The organism is Acidovorax sp. GW821-FHT10A04, from assembly GCF_059415825.1.
The window spans coordinates 46621-67000 of record NZ_JBWKNZ010000003.1; the positions used below are offsets into that span (position 1 = coordinate 46621).

25 protein-coding genes are annotated in these 20380 nt (G+C 59.7%); 2 read left to right on the forward strand and 23 right to left on the reverse strand.

The window, feature by feature from the left end; genetic code table 11:
• The 5 genes from AC07PF_RS07910 to AC07PF_RS07930 all read right to left on the reverse strand — a co-directional run bounded on the left by AC07PF_RS07910 (position 1) and on the right by AC07PF_RS07930 (position 5191).
• Complete coding sequence (locus AC07PF_RS07910; protein ID WP_494611437.1) at positions 1-1014, reverse strand: TniQ family protein; 1014 nt, start codon at positions 1012-1014, stop codon at positions 1-3.
• Entirely contained in the window at positions 944-1909 is a 966-nt protein-coding gene (locus AC07PF_RS07915) for a TniB family NTP-binding protein (protein ID WP_494611438.1), read from the reverse strand. Before AC07PF_RS07915 ends, AC07PF_RS07910 begins: the two co-directional genes overlap by 71 nt.
• A complete protein-coding gene (locus tag AC07PF_RS07920; RefSeq protein ID WP_494611439.1) occupies positions 1906-3867 on the reverse strand; it encodes a TnsB C-terminal domain-containing protein in 1962 nt (653 codons plus the stop codon). Before AC07PF_RS07920 ends, AC07PF_RS07915 begins: the two co-directional genes overlap by 4 nt.
• Positions 3833-4534: a Tn7 transposase TnsA N-terminal domain-containing protein gene (locus AC07PF_RS07925; protein ID WP_494611440.1), complete on the reverse strand. Its 702-nt coding sequence runs from the start codon at positions 4532-4534 to the stop codon at positions 3833-3835. Before AC07PF_RS07925 ends, AC07PF_RS07920 begins: the two co-directional genes overlap by 35 nt.
• A gap of 432 nt (positions 4535-4966) precedes the next feature.
• Positions 4967-5191, reverse strand: a complete 225-nt coding sequence (locus tag AC07PF_RS07930) for a helix-turn-helix domain-containing protein (RefSeq protein ID WP_494611441.1) — start codon at positions 5189-5191, stop codon at positions 4967-4969.
• Here AC07PF_RS07930 and AC07PF_RS07935 point away from each other — a divergent pair.
• The gene (locus AC07PF_RS07935) at positions 5165-6145 is read left to right on the forward strand and encodes a hypothetical protein (protein ID WP_494611753.1); all 981 of its coding nucleotides are present in this window, start codon (positions 5165-5167) and stop codon (positions 6143-6145) included. The genes AC07PF_RS07930 and AC07PF_RS07935 overlap by 27 nt on opposite strands.
• Before the next feature lie 61 nt (positions 6146-6206).
• Complete coding sequence (locus AC07PF_RS07940; RefSeq protein WP_494611442.1) at positions 6207-6656, forward strand: HAD domain-containing protein; 450 nt, start codon at positions 6207-6209, stop codon at positions 6654-6656.
• 391 nt (positions 6657-7047) lie between these two features.
• Here AC07PF_RS07940 and AC07PF_RS07945 read toward each other — a convergent pair whose 3' ends face one another.
• From AC07PF_RS07945 to AC07PF_RS08030, 18 genes are all read right to left on the reverse strand, one after another.
• A complete protein-coding gene (locus AC07PF_RS07945; RefSeq protein WP_494611443.1) occupies positions 7048-7458 on the reverse strand; it encodes a hypothetical protein in 411 nt (136 codons plus the stop codon).
• Positions 7459-7499: 41 nt separating this feature from the next.
• Positions 7500-8093, reverse strand: coding sequence for a tetratricopeptide repeat protein (locus AC07PF_RS07950; protein ID WP_494611444.1), 594 nt, complete (start codon positions 8091-8093; stop codon positions 7500-7502).
• An 80-nt stretch (positions 8094-8173) separates the two neighbouring features.
• Positions 8174-8998, reverse strand: a complete 825-nt coding sequence (locus AC07PF_RS07955; RefSeq protein WP_494611445.1) for a sigma-70 family RNA polymerase sigma factor — start codon at positions 8996-8998, stop codon at positions 8174-8176.
• 19 nt (positions 8999-9017) lie between these two features.
• Positions 9018-9782 carry a flagellar type III secretion system pore protein FliP gene (gene fliP / locus AC07PF_RS07960; protein ID WP_494611446.1) on the reverse strand — a complete coding sequence of 255 codons (765 nt, stop codon included), beginning with the start codon at positions 9780-9782 and terminating at the stop codon, positions 9018-9020.
• The gene (locus AC07PF_RS07965) at positions 9779-10183 is read right to left on the reverse strand and encodes a flagellar biosynthetic protein FliO (RefSeq protein WP_494611447.1); all 405 of its coding nucleotides are present in this window, start codon (positions 10181-10183) and stop codon (positions 9779-9781) included. Before AC07PF_RS07965 ends, fliP begins: the two co-directional genes overlap by 4 nt.
• A complete protein-coding gene (locus AC07PF_RS07970; protein WP_494611448.1) occupies positions 10180-10569 on the reverse strand; it encodes a FliM/FliN family flagellar motor switch protein in 390 nt (129 codons plus the stop codon). Before AC07PF_RS07970 ends, AC07PF_RS07965 begins: the two co-directional genes overlap by 4 nt.
• Positions 10570-10641: 72 nt before the next feature.
• A complete protein-coding gene (locus AC07PF_RS07975) occupies positions 10642-11508 on the reverse strand; it encodes a FliM/FliN family flagellar motor C-terminal domain-containing protein (RefSeq protein ID WP_494611449.1) in 867 nt (288 codons plus the stop codon).
• 3 nt (positions 11509-11511) lie between these two features.
• Positions 11512-12687 carry a flagellar hook protein FlgE gene (locus AC07PF_RS07980; RefSeq protein WP_494611450.1) on the reverse strand — a complete coding sequence of 392 codons (1176 nt, stop codon included), beginning with the start codon at positions 12685-12687 and terminating at the stop codon, positions 11512-11514.
• Between the two features lie 23 nt (positions 12688-12710).
• The gene (locus AC07PF_RS07985) at positions 12711-13109 is read right to left on the reverse strand and encodes a flagellar hook assembly protein FlgD (protein WP_494611451.1); all 399 of its coding nucleotides are present in this window, start codon (positions 13107-13109) and stop codon (positions 12711-12713) included.
• Entirely contained in the window at positions 13106-13888 is a 783-nt protein-coding gene (locus AC07PF_RS07990; RefSeq protein WP_494611452.1) for a hypothetical protein, read from the reverse strand. The genes AC07PF_RS07985 and AC07PF_RS07990 overlap by 4 nt, the downstream gene beginning before the upstream one ends.
• Positions 13889-14187: 299 nt before the next feature.
• Positions 14188-14700, reverse strand: coding sequence for a hypothetical protein (locus AC07PF_RS07995; RefSeq protein ID WP_494611453.1), 513 nt, complete (start codon positions 14698-14700; stop codon positions 14188-14190).
• Positions 14697-16118, reverse strand: coding sequence for a FliI/YscN family ATPase (locus AC07PF_RS08000; protein WP_494611454.1), 1422 nt, complete (start codon positions 16116-16118; stop codon positions 14697-14699). The genes AC07PF_RS07995 and AC07PF_RS08000 overlap by 4 nt, the downstream gene beginning before the upstream one ends.
• Positions 16115-17008, reverse strand: a complete 894-nt coding sequence (locus AC07PF_RS08005; RefSeq protein ID WP_494611455.1) for a FliH/SctL family protein — start codon at positions 17006-17008, stop codon at positions 16115-16117. Before AC07PF_RS08005 ends, AC07PF_RS08000 begins: the two co-directional genes overlap by 4 nt.
• The gene (locus tag AC07PF_RS08010) at positions 17005-17700 is read right to left on the reverse strand and encodes a hypothetical protein (protein ID WP_494611456.1); all 696 of its coding nucleotides are present in this window, start codon (positions 17698-17700) and stop codon (positions 17005-17007) included. The genes AC07PF_RS08005 and AC07PF_RS08010 overlap by 4 nt, the downstream gene beginning before the upstream one ends.
• 2 nt (positions 17701-17702) lie before the next feature.
• Positions 17703-19181, reverse strand: coding sequence for a flagellar basal-body MS-ring/collar protein FliF (fliF, locus tag AC07PF_RS08015; protein WP_494611457.1), 1479 nt, complete (start codon positions 19179-19181; stop codon positions 17703-17705).
• Positions 19182-19227: 46 nt separating this feature from the next.
• Positions 19228-19551, reverse strand: a complete 324-nt coding sequence (gene fliE, locus AC07PF_RS08020; protein WP_494611458.1) for a flagellar hook-basal body complex protein FliE — start codon at positions 19549-19551, stop codon at positions 19228-19230.
• On the reverse strand, positions 19548-19961 hold the full coding sequence (flgC, locus tag AC07PF_RS08025) for a flagellar basal body rod protein FlgC (RefSeq protein ID WP_494611459.1): 414 nt from the start codon (positions 19959-19961) through the stop codon (positions 19548-19550). Before flgC ends, fliE begins: the two co-directional genes overlap by 4 nt.
• Before the next feature lie 20 nt (positions 19962-19981).
• Positions 19982-20374: a flagellar basal body protein gene (locus tag AC07PF_RS08030; protein WP_494611460.1), complete on the reverse strand. Its 393-nt coding sequence runs from the start codon at positions 20372-20374 to the stop codon at positions 19982-19984.
• Positions 20375-20380 lie beyond the last annotated feature (6 nt).

Genomic DNA, 20380 nt, shown 5'->3' on the forward strand with positions numbered 1-20380 from the left:
TCAAAAGAGACTCATCTGAGAAATTTCCCGATGTCGTAGCGAGAGGGCCTCGGCTTCGCGCTCGCCAAATATCGCTGCGTACCATCCCATTGCCAGCGCCCGATCGCTCCGTCCGACAGGATTGAGAATGGTCCCCAGCAAAGGCGCCTCTACGACCTCGTTCCGAAGGTCATCCAGGCCTTTCCCGTATTCCTGGCAACGTTGAATTCGGGTCACGGCACGGAGTACCATCCCGCGCGCATCGGCAGCACTTGGCGCCGCGATCAAGGTGCCACGCCGCGGCGACACGAATGCAGCGTCCATCGCTCCCAGGGCCCATAGCAGGCTAAACCAGGCATCGAGTGAGATTCCAGGGCAAGCCATCCCCAGAAGACTGAAGTCCGGCTCTTTTTCGTAAAACAGATCATGGGTAATCTGCTGCGCAATGGTGATCTGTGCAGGGATCTCCTGCACGCCAGCATCGCGCCCAAGGTAATGCTTGCAATGGCTCCATTCGACCGAAGGTCGGGCCCACCGAAGTGACGTGCCACAGGATGGACACTTGTCCTGCAGCAGGAATCGATGGCGCAGACAGAGAACCGACAATGAAAGGTCCCAATGGGCCTCACAGTACGCGGCATCTCTCACGCATGCCAAGCACACCTGCGGACGTCGAGTCCGCAGCATGGCCCTGATTCTGAAATGATGTCCATAGCACGCGACATTGCCGACACCATGTCGCGCACCATGAGGCAAGAGATTGGACCGAAGTTCCGCCGTCAGTCCCACCAGCCCCATGAGCGCGACTTCGTGGTGGGCATTGAAGGTTTCGTTCTCTCCCATGCCCACCAACTGCCGCAGCTTCGCCAGGCTCATAGCGTTGGCGGACGCCACCCGCAACATGAACCCAATACCAGACTCGGTCGGGTACGGGGTCACCGCTATGGGTAGCCGGTCACTATGACTAGGCAAAAGGATTGCTCCGCAGACTACCTTGACCAAACACAAGCCCGAACGCCTGCTGGAACGATTCACGTTTGAGCGCAAGATCCGCCTTGTCGTGCGCAACCAGTACCGCTTCGACGATTAACTGTTTGAAGGTGCGCAAATTTCCGTTGGTGGCCATGTGCAGCAAGGTGCCAAAGGCATTGTCAGCAATCAGCCCTACATTGAAAACCACCGACTGGCCGGCGAAGGCTCGCAAGAATCCCAACCAGTTGACATCCGCGGCAAACGGATCCAGCGTCTCGCGGCCTGCAACCCGAGAGCAGAAATGAGGCGCAACCGATTTCAGGTTGTCCAATTCGCTTGACCCCGCGAGCACCAAACTGACTCGGCACTCATCCATCAGCTCGCGAAAGAACTCAATCGACTCGTGCTCCTCGAGCTCCAGGACCTTGGTGCTATGTTTGTTCAGCAAGTGATGCGCTTCATCCAACCAAACCAGGCGCGTGCCATTGGAACGAAGTGCCTCGAAAACCAAATGCCTGCGCTCGTAGAGCTGCCTGTAGGAGCCACCAGCAAACGGATACCGCAGCTGCCGCAGCAGCTCACGAACAAACAGGCCGGATGAGGGTCGCTTAGGAACACGAAGTCCGATAGCACCCATGCTGTTCGCGAACAGGGAGGACCGCGGCAGTGAATCACGGAAGAACTGAAACAACACGGTTTTCCCACTCCCCGGCGGGCCGATGAGCCGAATTCCATTGGGCGTTGACAGCTCCGTCCCAAGTTGAAATAGCCGGTCTAGCGAGCGTAGACCCGCGGCGAAGGCTGTGTGGTTGACGTAGATCTTTTCAATCCCTGCAGCCACGCGCAATGCATTCACTGAGTACATCGTCAGACGACGTGCATGCATCTCGGACTCGGCTGGATCCAGAGCATCCAGAGCCATGGAATCCGAGAAATTGGAGGAAGACTTGGCATTCATGGGTTTGCGTAGGAAAAGGAATCAAAAGTGGGGATGGGGGCGTCCGCAGGCAGCGCCTCCAGTGGAAGTTCCAGCAGGGAAGGAGCGGGGATGGAAGGCTCGAGAGCGTCGCCCGCAAGAACTTTTGCGGAAGTCATGTTCTGGTACCGACCCGCTTGCAATGAATCCGCGCGCCCGCGGTTAGTCGTCGCGTCCATCCAATGGTTGTGAAGCGCCAGTTTGGATTCGAGCAGGCTTTCCTCACGCTCTGGGCTCGTCAACACCTTGCGTTGAAATTCTCGGATCAGACGATGTTGGTTAAAACTCAGGCCCGATGCGTAGTGCCTCCAGCGACACTCGGCGGTGTGCCAAGTAAAGCCGTCGGGATTCAAAACATAGAGCTTGGAGATGTCATCCGGATCCCATTTGCACAACAGCTTGAGTCCAGAGCCATGCTTGTTGATGATGTCTCGGAAATCCACGCTGCCGAAGGGCAACCCCAGCATTCCAATTCCGCCTTTGCCTAGCGTCAGATGTTTGCTCATGCCGGTGGCCAGCCTGAGTTCATCCAGATTCGACGGATACTGCACGGGAGGAACCTGAGCCAGGCTCTCTTCAAACAGCTCGCGGGGAGTGGCCATCTTGTGCCAGTTGGGCTGCTGCGCATGCACATCCACAACAAACATCAGCAGTCCTTTCACCAGGTCTTTGAATGTGATAGCCGCGTCCTTGTATGGATCAATGCGCAAGACATTCGCAACAGTTTTGGTGACCCTTCCCTTCAAGAGCGTCAGGGTGTTGAGCGTCGAAAAGAAGCGTTCAACTTGTGGCTTCAACCAAGGCGTGCGGACTCGGCAGTAGGTGAGATCCACGCCCAATGTCATGGCCATGGTCTTGAAACTGAACGAGTGAAACTCCAAGCCGTTGTCGACCACCAGCTCGTCAGGCAATCCTCCTGCAAGCCATGCATTCTTCAAACCTGCATTTGAGACAAAATCGTCCTTGACCTGGATCGCATTCCTCAAGACACCCGAAACGGAGGTCATCCCTGGGCCGTAGAAGCTGAGGTAGAAGCCCAGTATGTAGCCGCTGTATGCGCAGATCGCTATGGTAAGAAGTGGTCGTCCGAGTGGGAGACCAGTGCGGTCACAGATCACCACCCAATTGAGCGGTGTGTGGTCAATCTGAACAGATTGCATCGCATAGGAGGCGAACCCCTCAGGAAATGCCGTTCGGCACACATGTCGAGCACGAGCGACACCTTCCCGGCTCGCTACGCGCTGATAGAGGTCTACCGTTTTGACCCGACGCTGCAGCGTCGAGTAAGGCACGTCAGCTTCCTCAGCCGGGACCTCTCCGCTTTTGCGAAGCATTTTGAGTTCGCGCTTGAGATCCTCATGTGCGAACTGAAGAGTGTGGCGGGCGGTGGTGAAGTAAGAGCGCTTGAGTACTTTCCAAATTGTTTTTTCCACCGTCTCGTTGAGCCTGCGAGGAGAACGGCGTCGCCTGTGCCGATCAACGAGCGCGAGCACATTCATGCTGGCAGTTTGATACTTGCGGGCCCACAACATGACGGCAGATGCAGATGGTGGACGCGTATGGCCGTTTTTTGCCGCAGTTTCGGCAATAACAGATGCCACCTTCGCTCGTTGGCCACGGCTAACCTTCTTTTTCTGCAAGGCCTTGATGTATAGGAGGCGGAATGTAAGGTCTGCATGCTCCTTTTTTGTGAGCGTCGAGAGATCCACTACGGCCGGAGGCCGCACCGAGTTCTTGCTATCAGTACGCGACTCTTCTCCTGTAATGATCTCAAGCCTTTTGGCTTGGATGTCTTCGATCAAGCGCTGCCTTGAGTATTCAATGGTTCGGCGAGTGATGACATCCTCAAGCAGGTAACTATTACCTTCGAGTTCCCGCACGACCTCCAGAGTTCGCTGGCCTTTCCTAAGCGCCAAGCCAGCTTGCAAAGCGAATCGCATGGCTACCCTCCTGGCTATGTTGATTGGGAAGACTGACGATGGCGGCGTCGCCGATGTCCAGATCAGCGCCAATTTGCAGCTGCTGGTGAGCCACCATGTGAAGGACAGTGACCTTCCGAATTCCTCGTTCGATAAGGTCTTTGAAAGTCAGGCAATTCGGAACCTGCTGCAAGGCAGACATCACAAGCGCTTTCTCGGAGGGCGGATAGACACCCTTGGCGTACCTGCGGATCAGCTTGGCACGCTCATGCAGATCACCTATTTTCAATAGGAGGTCGTGGGCCACCACGAAGGGCATGGACTGCGATGCCAACTTGCTTTCTGCCTGAGCGAATTTTTCTTTGTATCGCTTGATCTTCGAAGCAGGCTTCACCTCCACCACGGCCTTGGAACCGTCCGCGAATCCAACCAGAAAGTCTGGTGTGTACCGGCCAGCGGCGAGTTCGAGCGTGAATGGCTGGTGCACGATGGAGCGCACATAGGGGAACCCGAGGCAGACATAGACGAAGTCACGCTCGAGCGAACTATCGGCCTCGATAGCGGTTTTCTGCAGGTGGGGTAGGTTGATCGCGCGAACTGTGTGCGCGGGTGAGCGCGTCACGACCTTTCGCGCGGGTGGGCTTGCACCCGGCTCGGTGCTGGGCGTTGTGCTGGCTTTTCTTGGCATAGATACTCCTGTAGGCTGAGCTCAGCCACACCCGCAACCAGAGATTTGCGGGCGCGGCTTGACGTCGTCGTGGCCACAGGAGTAAATTCACGCTAAGGGGACTCAATCCTTAGGCGGCTTACTTCTGCTGCCGGCGACGCCGATCATTCGAAAGGGTGGTCGGTTTTCGTTTTCTGGGGTTGTACTCCTTCGTCTGATTGATGATTTCCCGTGCGGGCAGACCTTTTCAGTCTGGACCCAACTGGCTCCAGCCCAGCCTACTCAACTCGTGCCGTCTACGTTGTGGGTTGAGCCAACGTGTGCACAAAACTCCACAAACTGAAGCTTGATCGACGGTAGGCCGCGGCTTTACATTCATGCGCAAGGGCAGAGCTCCAAGGTCCGGTTTGTGCATACGGCTTGCTTCGACAACTTGTGGTTTGGGGGCGGGTGTTACTTTAGTTGGAGAGCTTTCGCTATCCGGAAGCTCTCGCCTCTCAAGCACTTGCGCTGGCCAGTGAGAACCTGGTAGACGAGTCTCACACTAAAGCCGCGCTCTCGCGCCCACGTCGCGACCGTTGTGCCTTCTTGCACGAACGAGTTCCGCGAAAGGGATTGGTTGGTAGGCGTAGATTGGGAGTTCACGGTGAGATGCTTCGATTTGTGCTTCTTCGCCATCTTCCGGCATTCCGCGAAAATCGCAACGACGCGTTTAAAAGAAAGACGCTCTTGACAAGAAAACTTCGAGACGATTGGGACCGCCACAGAACCCGTGTTTGGGCAAGCTCGCTCATGGCTGCGCATAGCTCCAAAAAAAGAGAAGGCTCGTCCATGGCCGCGGATGACTCAGTAAAGATAGAAGAGATAGGCCGTGACATTGCCTACCAACTCAATCTCGATGTTTATGAGTACCCCCAGCTCAAGATGTACGCAAAAGGCTCACGCAATCCCAGCGCAAGCAATCGCCCCGGGAGCAGCGGTCCGTGGGTGGACTGGGCCGCGGCCGTTTTTCCAGAAACGCGGGCATGGTATGTAACGCCTTTCTGGTTTGTGCTTCAGTCGAGGCTGTGCACTGCCGCAGAGCTATGGGACAGCGTTCTACTGCTCCCGGACCAGATGCAAACAGCTCTTGTCGAGTCGGACAACTTGAACATGCCCGCAGAGATGCGGTTGAGTGTGGTGCCCAGAAACTGCCTCTATGAATTAACTGAAAAGATCAACCCCTGGACGCTGGGAGCGCTGGCCTGCGCTATGCGCCGCGCAGAACTGGCCGGGAATCTGAGCGCACTGCGGTGGGCTGCAGTTGCTATGTTGTGGACGGTGGACAAACTAATCGAGGCCGCTGCGCCAATACTTGAGGAGCGGCTGTCGGAACTTCGGCAGTTGCTTCGCACTACCTTGAATTCCATCATCTATCCCATTGGAAACGGAGCCTTGCATCCGATCGCCGCTGAAGAGATTGAGCGCTTTGGAAGAGAGCGAGGCGCCTATGAGCGCGCGTTTGCCAATCACGCCGTGCCGGACTGGGATATTTTCGGCAACCCACCCTGGGTAGAGGGAACGACCGCCGTGACGAACCACGAGTGTCCATGCGGCGATGGGGATTCGCATCGACCTTTAGACGCGCTTTAGTGGCAGACTTTCAACGCTCAACGTCGTCGGCGTGCGAACCAGCGCGCCGTAATCTAGCAGTATGCGAACCCTGTTCCTTGACTTCGATGGGGTGCTGCACCCGGAGTTCTGTCACGAGTCCAAGCACTTGTGTTGCCTGCCATACTTCGAAGAGGCTATGCGGCGCGCTCCCGATGTTGAGATCGTCATAACGAGTACTTGGCGTTTTCATCATCGGCTCGAGGAGCTTAAGCGGAGGTTCTCCACGGATGTGTCGTCGCGGATCATTGGCGTGACCCCGAATTTCTCTGCACTCGACGATATTCCAGACACGCTGGTGGCCTTCGAGCGAGAGGCTGAATGCAATGCATGGCTTCGTGCCAATGGACGAGTTGCCGATCCGTGGCTTGCTGTGGATGACAGGTCCTGGCTGTACAAGCCCTTCAATCGCTCACTGTTTCTGGTCGATGGCAAGACTGGTTTGAGTGCCCAAGCTGCCGATGATTTGGCGCGGCGACTACGAGCTCTTTGACTGTTCAAGAAGCGCTCTCGGGGCTGCGTATCAATTTAATAGCCGCTCCATCGCGCTGCTCAGTCATCGGATAAAGTAGCCACGCTGCGCAGCTTCAGGGCAGGGTTTCGCGCCGCCTTGCCAAGGCTCTCCCAGCGCTCCCGAGGGATGGTGGGAACTTTCCCCATGTTGATCACGATCGTAGGCTTCTTAGTGCCGAAACGCCGGTGGCGTGCAGTCAATTGGCGAACCGCAGAAAGCGGAAAGCCTCCTTGCGGAGGCCTTCACACTCTGTACACTGGGGCGCCCATTTCTGGGTGGGCCTGGCAGCGCTTCACTATATATTGTAGAGGCTGCTAAACATGTTGTCGATTGTGGAATTCAACACAGATAGGCGAGAGCCCGTATCGGCTTACATTTCTTTATTGCACTGCGCGATCAGAACTTCCGCGGCCACGAAGCTGCTGTGTCGCAACTCCGCATCCCCTTCCATCTGCAGTAAGACCCGATCTACAAGACGCGCAAATTCTGGATCTTCCTGCAGGGAAAGACCAAGCTCTTTCAGCAAAACGGACTCGAGAAACAACCTAAAAACCTTGCGACGTCGCTGAGGATCGTCCTCGGAAATGCCCCGGATCCTTTGGGCTAGCTTCAAATCCAGTTGCTGTGTGCCAACTCCAATACCTTTTGGCGAGACACCACGCTCCGCCCCTTTTTGTGCCGTCGCCCCTGAGCCAGTTGCAGTCGCACCTGCGCGGCCACCCAGATCTGTCTGGGATTTCAGCAGCGCTCTCAGCGCCGAAGCTGCATCGATGCTTGTCATCGCAACAGGAAGTGGTGAAAGCTCTGAAGCATGTGGATGGCCTAATGTGCGGGACCTTGCCGTCCATAGTTGGATAACAAGAAGTGAGAAGAGGCTTCAAGCTCCTCCGCCCCTTGCACCGCGTCTTGACCCAGCGGTGCATGTGCTGCCACTTGCGCAGCGTCGATTTCTGCAAGGACTCTTCGGATATCAGCTGACATCGGCGGATTATCTGTGTTCCGCTCAATACCGGATACGAAGTGGATCCGTGCAGCCTCCAGCTGATTTTGAGTAAGAGCAGCAAACCCCTGGACCCAGTGCATAAGCGGACTTTGCTCGCCCAAGCCCAGTAAAGGTTGCCAGGTCACAAGTGCATTCGCTGGCCGGCCGGTGCTGTATTGAAGCAATCCCAGTTGATAGCGGGCAATCGGCATGCTGGGGGTCAAAATCACCGCATTGGAGAATGAAAGCTCTGCCTGCTCAATCTGTCCAAGAGATGCATACTCGGACCCCATCAGGAAATGGGGCAAGCTCGTGCCCGGTTCGTCCTGCGAGGCTTGGCCGAGCAGTTGCAAAGCGCGAGCGCTGTCCCCATTTTGGCTGGCGACCATCGCCTGCTGAATCAGCGGAGACAACGGGATTTCAGTATTGGTCATAGCTACGGTCTAGATGATTGGAAAGAACAAAGGAGTTCGGAATCTCGGGCTAAAAAGTACCGGTCCTGACAGTTTCTGCGCTACCAGGACACATCGACGGGAGGGCCTTGGCCAAGCGATATGCGCAGCTTGGACAAGCCTTGTCGATGCAACTGGGAGATTCGGCTTCGAGACACGCCAAGCAGCCGACCTACTTCCTCAAACGCCAGTTCCTGCTGGTAGTGGTATTGAATCACCCTGCGCTCTTGGGGGGGCAGTCTTTCCAACGAGGCACGTAGCAGCTCACGAAGTCTGAGCGTTTCACTTTTCCGAAAGTAGCTGACTTCCGGAGAAGCGGACTCTGATACATCCACATCATCGGCATCTGCCATCATCGCAGAGTCTTCCAGGAGCACCCCCAAGGCGATGCCGATGCCGACTTCCGCAAGGTAGCCAAGGAGAGCTTGCTGAGCTCTGGCAGTACGAGGTCTGATATCCGTATCTGTAACGGGGTCTAGCGATGCCTTGGCTTCTTCCTTGAGCGACTCCAGACGATCTTTGCGGATCCTCTTGCGAGCAGCGATCTGCTGGTTCTTTTCGGTTTCCTTTTCCAGCCCGCTCAGGATGGCTCCGCGAACGCGATGCGATGCGTAGGCCTTAAAAGGCACATCCTGCTCTGGATCAAACCGATCAACGGCTTCCATGAGCCCCACACATGCAAGCTGCATGTAGTCGGCGAACTCAACGTCATCGCTGTACCGACCTTTGAAATTGACGGCAGCGAGCGTCCGAGCAAGCGGCATGTGGAGGTGAATCAGCGCCTCCCGCGCGCTGGCATCCTTCATATCGCGCCAGCGCATCCACAACTCGACCTCGACTATCGAAGCGTCGAGCAAGTTGGTACTGTGCGCGGCTGCAGATGCCATGACTCGGATCGAAACCCCGTCAGTGGAAACTTCCCACCAGTGCCTTAAGCAGCAAGCTCCAGCCATCGATGAGAATGAACATCAGGATCTTGATCGGCAAGGCAATACTGGTGGGCGGCATCATCATCATGCCCAGCGTCATCAGCACGCTGGATACGATGAGATCGATCAGCAGGAACGGCAAGAAGACCACGAAGCCGATCTGAAACGCGGCGCGCAGCTCGGATAGCATAAAGGCGGGAATCAACTGCACATTGCTGATGTCTTCCATCGACTTGGGCGCCGGCGCCTTGGACAGCTCCACCATGAGTGCAAGATCCTGCTCGCGGGTTTGGCGCACCATGAACTCTCGCAGGGGGGAGATCCCCTTTGCGTAGCCGGCCTCCATGCCGATCTTGCCGGACATGAACGGTTGGAATGCCTCCTGATTCACTTTCTCGAAGACCGGCGCCATCGTGAAGACCGTCAGAAACAGCGCCAGGCCGATCAACACGGTGTTCGGTGGAGTCTCGGTCATGCCAATCGCATGCCGCAGCATCGACAACACGATGATGATGCGCAGGAATGCGGTGACGCACACCAAAAGTGCAGGAAGTACCGCCAGTACCGTCAGGCCTAGGACAATGCGCAGCGCTTGCGAGGTCTCAGCGCTTGGGGAAGACGCCGCAGATTGCGCGTGGGCTACACCGCACAATAGTAGAGCGACGAATGCGCCAGCGATCCAGGTGCGCGTAGAACGACCAAATGGCATGAGGTCCGTCACACCGATCCAAGCGCCCTTCATGACGATGCACCCTCTGAAGAGCTGGCAGAGGCTTCGGCTTGCGAAGGAGACTGCGGCACCTCACCGAGCAGCTGGATGGACTGACTGCTGCATCCGATCAGGAGAGTGCGTCCACGCCATTGCACCTCATGAACGCTATGGGTCTGGGTGAGCCTGCGGCTCTCGCGCAGTTGGAGTCCGCCGCCTTCGAGATTCGGTTTGAACCAGCCAAGCAGGGTCTTCGGGGCATTCGAAGCATCGCTTCGGGCGCTTGGATCGCGTAGCTTCTGCATCCGACGCAGTACGAGAATCGCAACCAGGGCAAGGGGGATAAAAAGCCCGAGCCACGCGAGCTCGGTGCCTGCCGTCATGGGCGTCCCCGGTGGCTCACGCCGCAGCGGAATGCTGTCGGGCAAGGTCATGGCTGGACTGCACCCGCGATGTCCATTGGCAAGGGCAGCTCGGTGATACGAACCGCAAAGCGATCGCCGACGGCCACGAGTTGGCCTCGCGCGACGACATGTCCTTCCAGCAGCAGGTCCACGGGCTGGTGGATGTCGCGGTCAAGCTGCAGCACCTGCTGCTCCTGCGCGCCCAGCAGCTCCCCGACGGTCAGCGTTGCGGAGCCTACGCACACCTGCAAGGTGGTCTTGACTTGGTGCAGTGGGTGAAGGCTGGGAACCAAGGGAGCTGTCTTTGCCGCCGAACGGGACATGTCGTGCGCCGGCGTTGAAAGCTCGCTCAGCTCGATGCGCTGGGCCTGGGGCACGCTTTCGGTGGTCGAGGCAGTGCCTGCGTGGGTCGACAAGTGGGAATACAGGCCTGGCTCAATGGAGCCTGTAGAGGAAATAGGTCGGGACATGATCGAAAGAAGTCGTGGTCAGGAGAGAGGAAGGAGCTCGACGGCCATCTGGCCCGAGGTCTGGCCAAGCCAGCTTGCGCACAGCGGGTTGGCGCTCGAGCGCCCAGACGAACCGTCGTCTTCCAGCGGAACGAGGTACATCGCAGCCGGCCTATCCAGCGCGTGGTCCAGGGTCACGATGTCGCCGACCGAAAGCGAGCGCAGCTGGCCGAGGTTCAGGGTCAGCGATCCCAGCTCCACGCGGACCGCCAGAGCGTGACGGCCCATGGCGCTGGACAGCGGTGTAAGGCCGGCAAGTTTGGAGACGGCCTGTGGATTGGGAACGGGCGGCGCGCGGCGGCGTCCGAGGAGTCGGTCCACCTGAAGAGCGCCCAACTGCAAGATCCATTCACTGCCTGCCCACGGAAATGCGATGTGCAGGGCCCCAGACCAGGGGTCTACGCGCCCAGGAGAAACTGTTGTACGCCCTGAGCCTTCCAGGAATGGAGCAAGGGCTGCCAGCCAGGCAGCCCATGCCTCGTCACCGAGAGCCTCGCTCATGGCCCAGCCATCGGTCGGGCGTGCTGACAGGTCCGGTCGTGTTGCACGCTCCCCGAACAGCACCACCTTTGTCAGCTCCTGTGCGCGCTCATCGCTGAGCGTGGTCGTGGACACGACATCGACCAGGTGAATGTCTGGGCGTGCGCCAGCTGCGGCCGAAGGGAGTGCCCATTGACCGTGCCAATCGGTATAGACCTTCTGCAGCGTCTCGCGCACCAGTTCCCGCTCGGCATGGCTGCGCGAACGCAAAGTCCTGGCCAGACGGCGTGAATCCTCCAGGGACAACAACGCGGATCCGGCGTTGGCACTTGGCGTGCCGGCCGCAGGTTTGGGCGACGTGTTCACGATTTATCGGCTCTTCATGGAGAAAAGCTCTTGCAGCATCTCGTTGGCCGTCGAGATGACCTGAGAGCTTGCCTGGTAGCCGCGCTGAACGATCACGAGATCGCTGAATTCCTGGGACAGGTCGACGTTGGACAGTTCCACGTAGCCCGAGCGCACAGAGCCGAATGCTCCACCGGAGACACCGGTATGCCATGCGCTGCCGTCCAGCGCCTCGAACTGGTTGTCTCCGATGGCACCGACGGCCTCTGACGTATCAAAGCGCGCGAGCGCCAATTTTGCGCCCTTGACGGTCTGTCCGTTGGCATAGGTCATTACCAAGGTGCCGCTCGAATCAAACGAGGTTCCGCTCATCTCTGCCGGGGCGCTACCGTCCTGTGAAGCGAATGCGAGCGTGGACAAGGTGCCGGAGGCGAACGACGTCACGTCGGTGCTGAAGTCCAGGGTGACCGGCATGACGGCCTGGCCCGCAGGCGTGTACGAAAAAGAGAGCTTGGACGTACCTGCTGTCGGACGGCCCGTCGCGAAGATCAGTTGCTGGGTCGCGATGAGTGTCGTCCCCTCAAGCAACTCCACTTTCCAGCTGCCGGGCGTGGTGGCATTGGTGTTGGTGAACTTTGCGGTCAGCAGATGCTCGCCGCCAGCAGCATCAATAACGCGCACGCCGTTGACCGTCTGGTCCGTACCAGCGGATGAAAGGTTGCCCGTGAATTTGACGGTGGTGGTGGGCTTGCCCGCGTTGGTCTTGGAATTGGCCACCACGATCTCGGTGTTGGCCCCATCCGGACCGACACCCATCACCTTGGCACCGGTGGCTTGATCCACCAGCACGCCGTCGCTGTTGAACTGGAACTGCCCGGCGCGCGTATAGGTGATCTTCCCATCCTCTCCCTTGAGGGTGAACAGGCCCTGGCCGTCGATGGCCAGATCGAGGCCCTTGCCGGTCTGGCGCAGTTCGCCGGCCTTGAACGACATCGTCGTGCCTGCGGTCGTTACGCCGTAGCCCATCTGGCCAAACTGTTTGTTTGTGGAGCCACCATTGGCATAGAAGGCGTCGGAAAACTGCAGAGACGTACTTTTGTAGCCCGGTGTGTTCATGTTCGCCGTGTTGTTGGCGATCACCCGCAGGCCCTTGGAGAAACTGGACAGGCCGGTCATGCCGACGTAGATGGAATCGATCATTGGGGATCCTTGGGTTGACTGGATCAGCGCACTGCGGTGACCTGGCTCAAGCTGATGTTTGCCAGCGTGGCGCCGGCGGCTGTTTTCACGGTGATGAGCGGAGACTCACCCGAGAGGGACAGTGCAGTGACTGAACCTGTGACTGTTGAGCCGTTTGCAGTGATGTCCACCGTTCGGCCGATCAGCCCGACGGACTGCAGCGCGGCCTGGTTACTGATAAGCACCGAGATCTTGTCGTTCAGCTGCTGGGTCTGCTCAAGACTCGTGAACTGGGCCATCTGCGCCATGAATTGCTGGTTGTCCACCGGCTTCATGGGATCCTGGTAGGTCAGCTGGGTCAGAAGGATTTTGAGGAAGTCCTCTTGGTTCAAGCTGTTGGCCCGCAGGTTCGTGCTCGTGGATGCGATGCTATCGATGCTCATGAAGTCTCCTTCTGGAACAGAAAAGAATGGGATGCGGCTGACGGCAAGCCCGAGGCATGGCGCTCAAGCTCGGAAGAAAAGTCGCGAAGACTGGAAATCGGGGTCGTGCTAGCGTCGAACACGACGCTTCCATTGCAGACCACTCGGTTCAATCGCTGGCCGTGGCTCTTGAGCGCGTGCTGAAGGGTGTTGGCGATCAAGGCGGCTTGAGCGCTTACCTGCTGCGCCGAGCCATCCATGCCCAGCCATAGATTCAAACCTTCGTCGGTCCATGCCGTGTGCAGGCGGGTGGACGACTGGCCAGCCAACACCGCTTTGAGGACGTTCGAGCTGTTCAACGGTCCATCGATATCGTCCTCTCGCTGCTGCGAAACGTCCGTTGCCTGTCGTTGGGCCAATGCCTCGATCGCAGCAGACAGGGATGAGGCCTTTTGAGAAACCACAGGTACGAAAGTCGCCAGAGGCGCCCGCACCAGCGGCCTGGCCGGGTCAACAGTGCTCGATGCGTCGCTTCCAGCCAATGCTGCCCGTGGTCCGAATACACCCACGGAGAGGAATACAGGCTGCGAGCTGCTCTCAAGGGCGGCCGCGTCTTGAACTTCAACGGAGGTTTCGAATTGGGCATCTTCTAGCGTGCCACCCATGCTGCGTGCTGCTGCAGTACTCCCACTCGCATCTACGTTCGCGGTATCCGCGGCAACAGACTGAGCCGCCTCAGCGAGTCCGGCACTCTCTTCTTGCGAGGCAAAGGAGGCTTGTTGCAGATGCTGCTGTTCCAAGCCTAGGCTATCAGTGCGGTCTTCGCGTTGGGTCAGCCGTGTAAAAGCCACTGGGGAGCGCGATGACGTCAGTGGCCGTGGCGCAGCCCCTTCGTTCGGTTTACCGGCTCCCGCCGAAGAAGCTGTCTCATTGAATGGCTGAAACCACCCAGAAGTCTGCGCTCTCTCCATCTCTCGCAGCCACGCCTGTTTGCTGGCGCCAGCACCAGGCCCGCGCTGCTCAGAGCTTGCGGCTGCCCGTTGCTGAAGACCGGGGTTGGCTGCCGCAGTGGCGCCGGGTTGCGTCGTGTCAACTGTACTCATGCCAGACCGCCCTCCCAATCGGCAGCCTTGGGGGATCGAAACAGCGCGCGACCGATCCAGTCCCTGTCCGCCTCGGCGGCCTGGCGGCGTGTCTCTTCTTCAACGAACTCCTTGAGTGCATCGTCCCGGTGCTCGACCAAGCCATCGATGGTGCGCTGCTGGGCGACCAACTGAGCCTGCAACTCGTCGCGCCGGGCGCGCAGCTTGGCGATTTCCTCATCCTGCGCGCTCATGCGCGTGCGCAGATCCGCAAGGTAACCAATACCGCGGCTGTGCATCTGAGGATTGGGGCGTACTTGAGACTGCTCCTGCAGGTGCGAAAGCTGATCAGAAAACAGGGCGTCCAGGCGTTCCCGCTCTTGGCGGGCTACGTCGAGTACCTTCTGTGCCTGGGCCAGGCGGATCTCCAACAGCTCCAGCTGCCATTCCTGTTTGCGCATATAGGGCGCCAGGGCATAGGTGAAGCCTCGGGTGTCGACCCGCGAGCTCTGGGTCTGCTCCTTGCTCATGCAGCACCTCTGGCGGGTACAGGTTGCGCCTGCGCGTGTGGCGAGGACGCGGTCCGCCCGGACCAAAGCACCGTCTTGAGGGCGTCCATCGTGACCGAGCGGGGTACGCCGCCGTCATACTGGCGCAGCCACTGCTGAAGGTCAGGGGCCAGCAATAGCGCGCGGTCGAGCTCCGGATTGGCACCTTTTTCATAGGCGCCGATGTCTACCAGCTGCCGGTTTCGGTCGAGCAGCGCCAGGCATTTGACCGCGTCGGAGATCAGCTCCTGCTCTTCTCGGCTTGTCAGGTCTGGCAGCAGGCGGCTGGCGCTGCGCAGCACGTCGATCGCTGGGTATTGTCCTTCGTGAGCCAGGTAGCGCGACAGCACGATGTGGCCGTCCAGGATCGAGCGCAGGCTGTCTGCAATGGGCTCGTTCATGTCGTCGCCCTCAACCAGCACGGTCAACAGTGCGGTGATCGAGCCGCCGGATGGCGCGGTGCCGCAGCGCTCGCACAGTTGAGGCAGTTCCGCGAAGACAGAAGGCGTATACCCGCGAGCCGTTGGCGGCTCGCCTGCGGCCAAGCCCACCTCGCGCCGTGCCATGGCCAGTCGCGTGATCGAGTCCATGGTCAGCAAGACCTGCTTGCCCGCATCCCTGAAGTACTCGGCAATGGTGACTGCAGCGTGCGCGGCACGGATGCGTGCAAGGGCTGGCTGGTCGGACGTTGCCACCACCACGATGGAGCGGCGCAGGCCTTCGGCGCCCAGCTGCTTGTCGATGAATTCGCGAACTTCCCGTCCCCGTTCTCCGATCAGCGCGATGACGTTGACATCCGCCACCACATGCCGGGCAATCATTCCCAGCAAGGTGCTTTTACCGACGCCACTACCGGCGAAGATACCGACACGTTGCCCCAGACCGAGCGTCAGCAGCCCATCGAGGCTGCGCACCCCCGTCTGGAGCACGTTGTGGATGCGGGGCCGTTGCATAGGATTGAGCGGCGCCGCATGCAAAGGGCGCTGGACTGCGATGTCGGGGTCAGGAAGGTTGTCCATGGCCTTGCCGAAGCCGTCAATCACACGCCCCAGCAACTGTGGCCCTACGCCAATAGATGATTGACGCCCCAGCGCCACGACTGGAGATCCCACCGCTACGCCCTGCATGGATCCGTAGGGCATCAGGGTGATCGAGCCGCCACGCAGACCTACGACTTCGGCCAAGACACCGTCCGATCCGCTGCCTGCGACGGAAGAGGATGCACGAGTGCGAGGCTCAATGCGGCACAGCTCACCAACTGTGGCGTCAGGTCCCTGGGATTCGATCGCCATCCCCTGAAGCTGGCGCACCCAGCCGATCCTGCGGGTCAGCTCAAGCTGGCCCAGCGCAGCGCGGTAGTCGCGCAGCACTCCTGGGTGGGCGTGGAGGTTGGGTGTCATGCGGGCCCTTCCTGCGCAACGAGCCCTTCGATCCGTTTGCGCTCTTCCCGGGTCCGCAGCAGGCTGCCGCGCAGCAGATCCATCTGGAGCTCAAGGCGCGCATCCAGGGCGCCTTCGGAAGACTGGAGCAGGCACCCTCCCAAGGACACCTTCGAGTCGGCCACCCAACGCACTTCCAACCCGTCAAGGCCGAGGCGCTGTGCAGCCAACTGATCCGCCACGTTGAACTGCGCTTGCAGCATCTCCAGATCGTGGGGGTGGAGATGGATCTCCAGTGCCGAGCGCCCGTGCCAGTTCTTGGCCGCGGCCTTGACCAAACCCTCCAAGCCATCCGCGGTGGCCGCTTTGTCACCCATCACTCTGCAAATGACTTCGAAAGCCAGCGCGACGACGTCGTCCTCCGCCTCTGCGACCCGGCGCTCCAGTTCCAGGGGCATCTTGCGCAGCAAGGACATCAGAAGTTCGTACTGCGGCACCAACTGAGCGTGCAGCTGTTCGATCTGCTTATTGGCCTCCCGCTGAAAATGGGTTTGTGCCTGCTCAATCTGCTCCTCGGCAAGCGACTGCGCCAAAACTTGGGCCCGTTGCTCCAGTTGCTGCTGCATCTGGGCAATGCCCTCCTGGACACCTTCTTCACGACCTGCCTGGCGGCCCCGCTCGAACGCTGCCGCTTCCACAGGCTGAGGCTGTTGTTGCGTGGTCAGCTCCCCGGCAACGTAGTGCTGCGAATCCCCCGCCAGCTCGGGTCGACCGTAGGGCGTCAGCGAGGGCTCCACACCCGCCAACGGTGGCACGGATGGCGCCGGGCCCGTGTCCGACCTCGGTCGGCGCAGGGTCCGAGCTTCAGCGTTCATCGCGACATCGCGCAGGATCAACGGGGTTGTGTTCATGGAGCCTCGCGCTGCAGGCCTGCGGTCCATCGCTTCCATCCCTGCAGGAGGAAGTCCAGAGGCTGTGCTGAAGTGCTGGCGGCTTTGCCAGATGTGCTGGCAGCGGGAGCGGATGCGGTTACACCCGCTTCGCCCTTAGCGCCTGCACAGAGTGCCCGCATCTGGCCCATCAGTGCGACGGCAAGCCTCGATTCCGCCGTCACCGGGGACAACAGATCGAGCGAGTTTTGCACCCTGCCGCGCTGTGCCACAGGAAGTTGTTCCAGCAGCGTGCTTTGCCAGGGCCATGGCTGGAGCTTCAATGCGTAGGCGACCAGTTCAGGCTGCTCCACCGACCAGGCTCGCGCCAGCGCGGACTGTTCCTGCGGGGTGAGTCCTTTGAGGAAATCGGCGTCGCTCAACGCTGTCCTGTCGATGTTTGCAGGACTTGCTGCGCGAGCGAGCAAGTCTGCGGCCAGCGTTCCGCCCGCCAGGTCCAGGCTCTGTTCGAGTGCCTCACGATCCATAGGCGTCAGGCGGCTCGGCAGCCCCATCTCGTCAAGTTCCGCGATCAGAGGCTGCAGCTCGGTGAGTTGCTCGGCATCCAGCTTGGACAGCACCCAGGCCCGATCGGAGGGGGCGAGCGAATGCAACAGCAGAGCAGCCTGCTTGGCGCCGTCGACGCGAATGGAGGCGAGTTCAGAAAACATCATGCTTACCGCTTAACACCCGCGGTACCGAGCGCCGCAGGCCCCCGGTCCTCGGCCTGCATCCACGCCTGTACTTTTCTGAGGGCTGCCTGCCGTTCGGCCTCGCTCAGCGAGACGGGCTGATTCGGGCGGCGGCGGGCTGCGTGGATGACCATTGCCAAGGCAACGGCGATCAGCATCAGCACGCCCAGGATCTTTGCGTAGTTCCAGGGAAACTCGGGTGCACTGCTTACTGCCCTGGAGGGCTGAGGAGTCTCTACGAATTCAGCCGGAGCTTCAGAGCCAACAGCCGCACCAGCATTGCTCGCCGCTGCGGCCGGAACCAATGCGTTGAGGGACTGCACTACGACCAGATCGCCCCGATCTGCACTCGCTCCCACTGCAGCCGCCAGCATCCGCCGCACCTTGTCTTCCTGCGACGCGTCCAGAGACTGCCGCACCACCGCGACCACCTGGATCTTGCGGATGGAACCGGCCTGGCTGGTCACCTGTTCCACGCGGCGTCCCACCTGGTAGTCGACATCGCGCTGCGTGCTGGAGCCGGAACCGTTGAGAGGACGAGCCGCTTCGGTGGACGATGCGCCGGCCGTATCCCGAACGGATTCGCGTTCCTTGACGATCACGCCGCGACTGTCGGAGCCACGGGAGGGGGCGGGGATCACGTCTTCGGTGGTGACCCTTACGTGGTCCATGTTGAGAGTCACGTCAACGGTCGCCAGAGCCTGGCCCTTGCCAAAAGCCTGTTCCAGCACGGCGGTGGCCTTCTTGGCGAGCTGCTGCTCCGTATCCTTCTTGAGTTCCAGCCGGACACCGCCGGTGCCGGCGGTCGCCGCGTCCGCGGGCTCGTCCGGCGATCGGCTCAATGCCACACCCTGCTTGTCCACCACGGTCACATCCTGGGCTGTCATGCCAGGTGTCGCAGCCGCCACCAAGCGCTGGATCCCGCTGACCTGGGCAGGCTTGAGGGCTTGGCCTTCCTTGAGACTGACCGTGATCGCAGCTTTGGGTCGCACGTTGGCCTGCTTGAAGAGGCCTTGCTCGGGAAGCGCGAGGTGCACACGAACATCGCGGATTTCCGAGAGGGAGGAGATAGTGCGCGTCAGTTCGCCCTGCAGCGCGCGCTGGTAGTTGATCTTCTGCGCGAACTCGGTCATGCCGAAGTCCGTGTTGTTGAACAGCTCAAAGCCTACAGCGCCCTGCAGCGGCATTTCCTTGCCCATGAGCTTGATCCGCGTGGTGTGTACCTGCGCCTTGTCCACGAGGATGGAGCCTGTGGCCTCGTCCACCCGGTAAGGGACCTTGAGCTTTTCCAGCTCTGCTGTCATCGCCGTCGCGTCCTGTGGCTTCAGGTCGGAGAACAGCACCTGGTAGTCGCTGCGCAGGATCCACCAGGCGAACAGCGAAGTCGCCAGCAGGATGCAGACGACTCCCGCGATCAGGCCTGCGCGCGCGGAGCGGCCCAAGCCCTCCCAGAATTCAGTCATTTTCTAATCTCGATTACGGTATGTGAGGAAAGAGAGCGAGGTCGGGCTACAGCTGCATCTTCATGACGTCCTGGTACGCCTCAAGCAATCGGCTGCGTACCTGCATCATCAGTTGGAAAGACAGCCTGCTCTCTTCCAGTCGGATCATGATTTGGTGCAGGTTCTGGACATTGCCGACAGACAACTGCTGCAGATCTGCCTGGCTGACCATGAGCTGCTGGTTCACGTGGTTGAGTCCTTGCGAGACCATGTCGCCAAAGCCTGGAGCAGACGCTGCTGCGGCTGTTGTAGGTGTCGAGAATCCCTGAGGCGTCGCGCCTTGAACGGCCGCCGTGATCGATGGCAGCGCAGCGAGTGCTTCGGCGCTCATTGGTTGCCCCCGATTTCAAGCGCTTTCAGGGCCAGGTTTCGTGACGTGTTCATCGCAGCAACGTTCGCTTCGTAGGAGCGCATGGCACCCATCAAGGTGACCATCTCGGTGGCTGTGTCCACGAAGGCGTAGGCAACAAATCCGCTGGCATTTGCCATCGGGTGGCCCGGTTCGTACACCATGCGGGGAGCCTGCTGGGTGACTTCCAGCGACATGGTGGGTGCTGCAAGCCCTTGGGACACAGCTTCACTGAAGGCGGTGGTGGCGACCACACGGCGTGGCTGGTAGACGTTGCCGTCGGGACCCGCGACCGTATTGGCGTTTGCCAGATTCAAGGCGGCCATTTCGACGCGGGTGCGTTCCAGCGTCATGGCGCTGGCGCTGATCGCAAAGGTACGTTCGTATTCCATGTGTGTGTTTCCTCAGCGATTCAGCGTTTGCCGTCGGCCACGGCCAACGACATGATCCCCATGTGGCGTGACAAGCCCTTGAGCAACGCCTGGTAGTGAACGGCGTTCTGTGCCATCTGTGCCACCTCCGAATCGAGCCGCACCTGTTGGGTGAGACCCAGCCCGATGGGCGCGGGCTCAAGTGCGTTCGAGGATTCCGCCATCGCCGCCAGATGGCTGCGGTCCAGAAGTCGGCCTTCGCTCAGCTGCCGACGGGCTTCCTCCATCTGCGTCGAGAACTTCACCTGCATCGGGATGAAGCCTTCCGCGCTGGAATTGGCGATGTTGTTGGAGATCACCTGGTGGCGCAGACTGGCTGCATCAAGCGCCAGCGACAGGCTGGTCTGCGTGATGGCTTCGATTCCTTCGGTCATATGCGT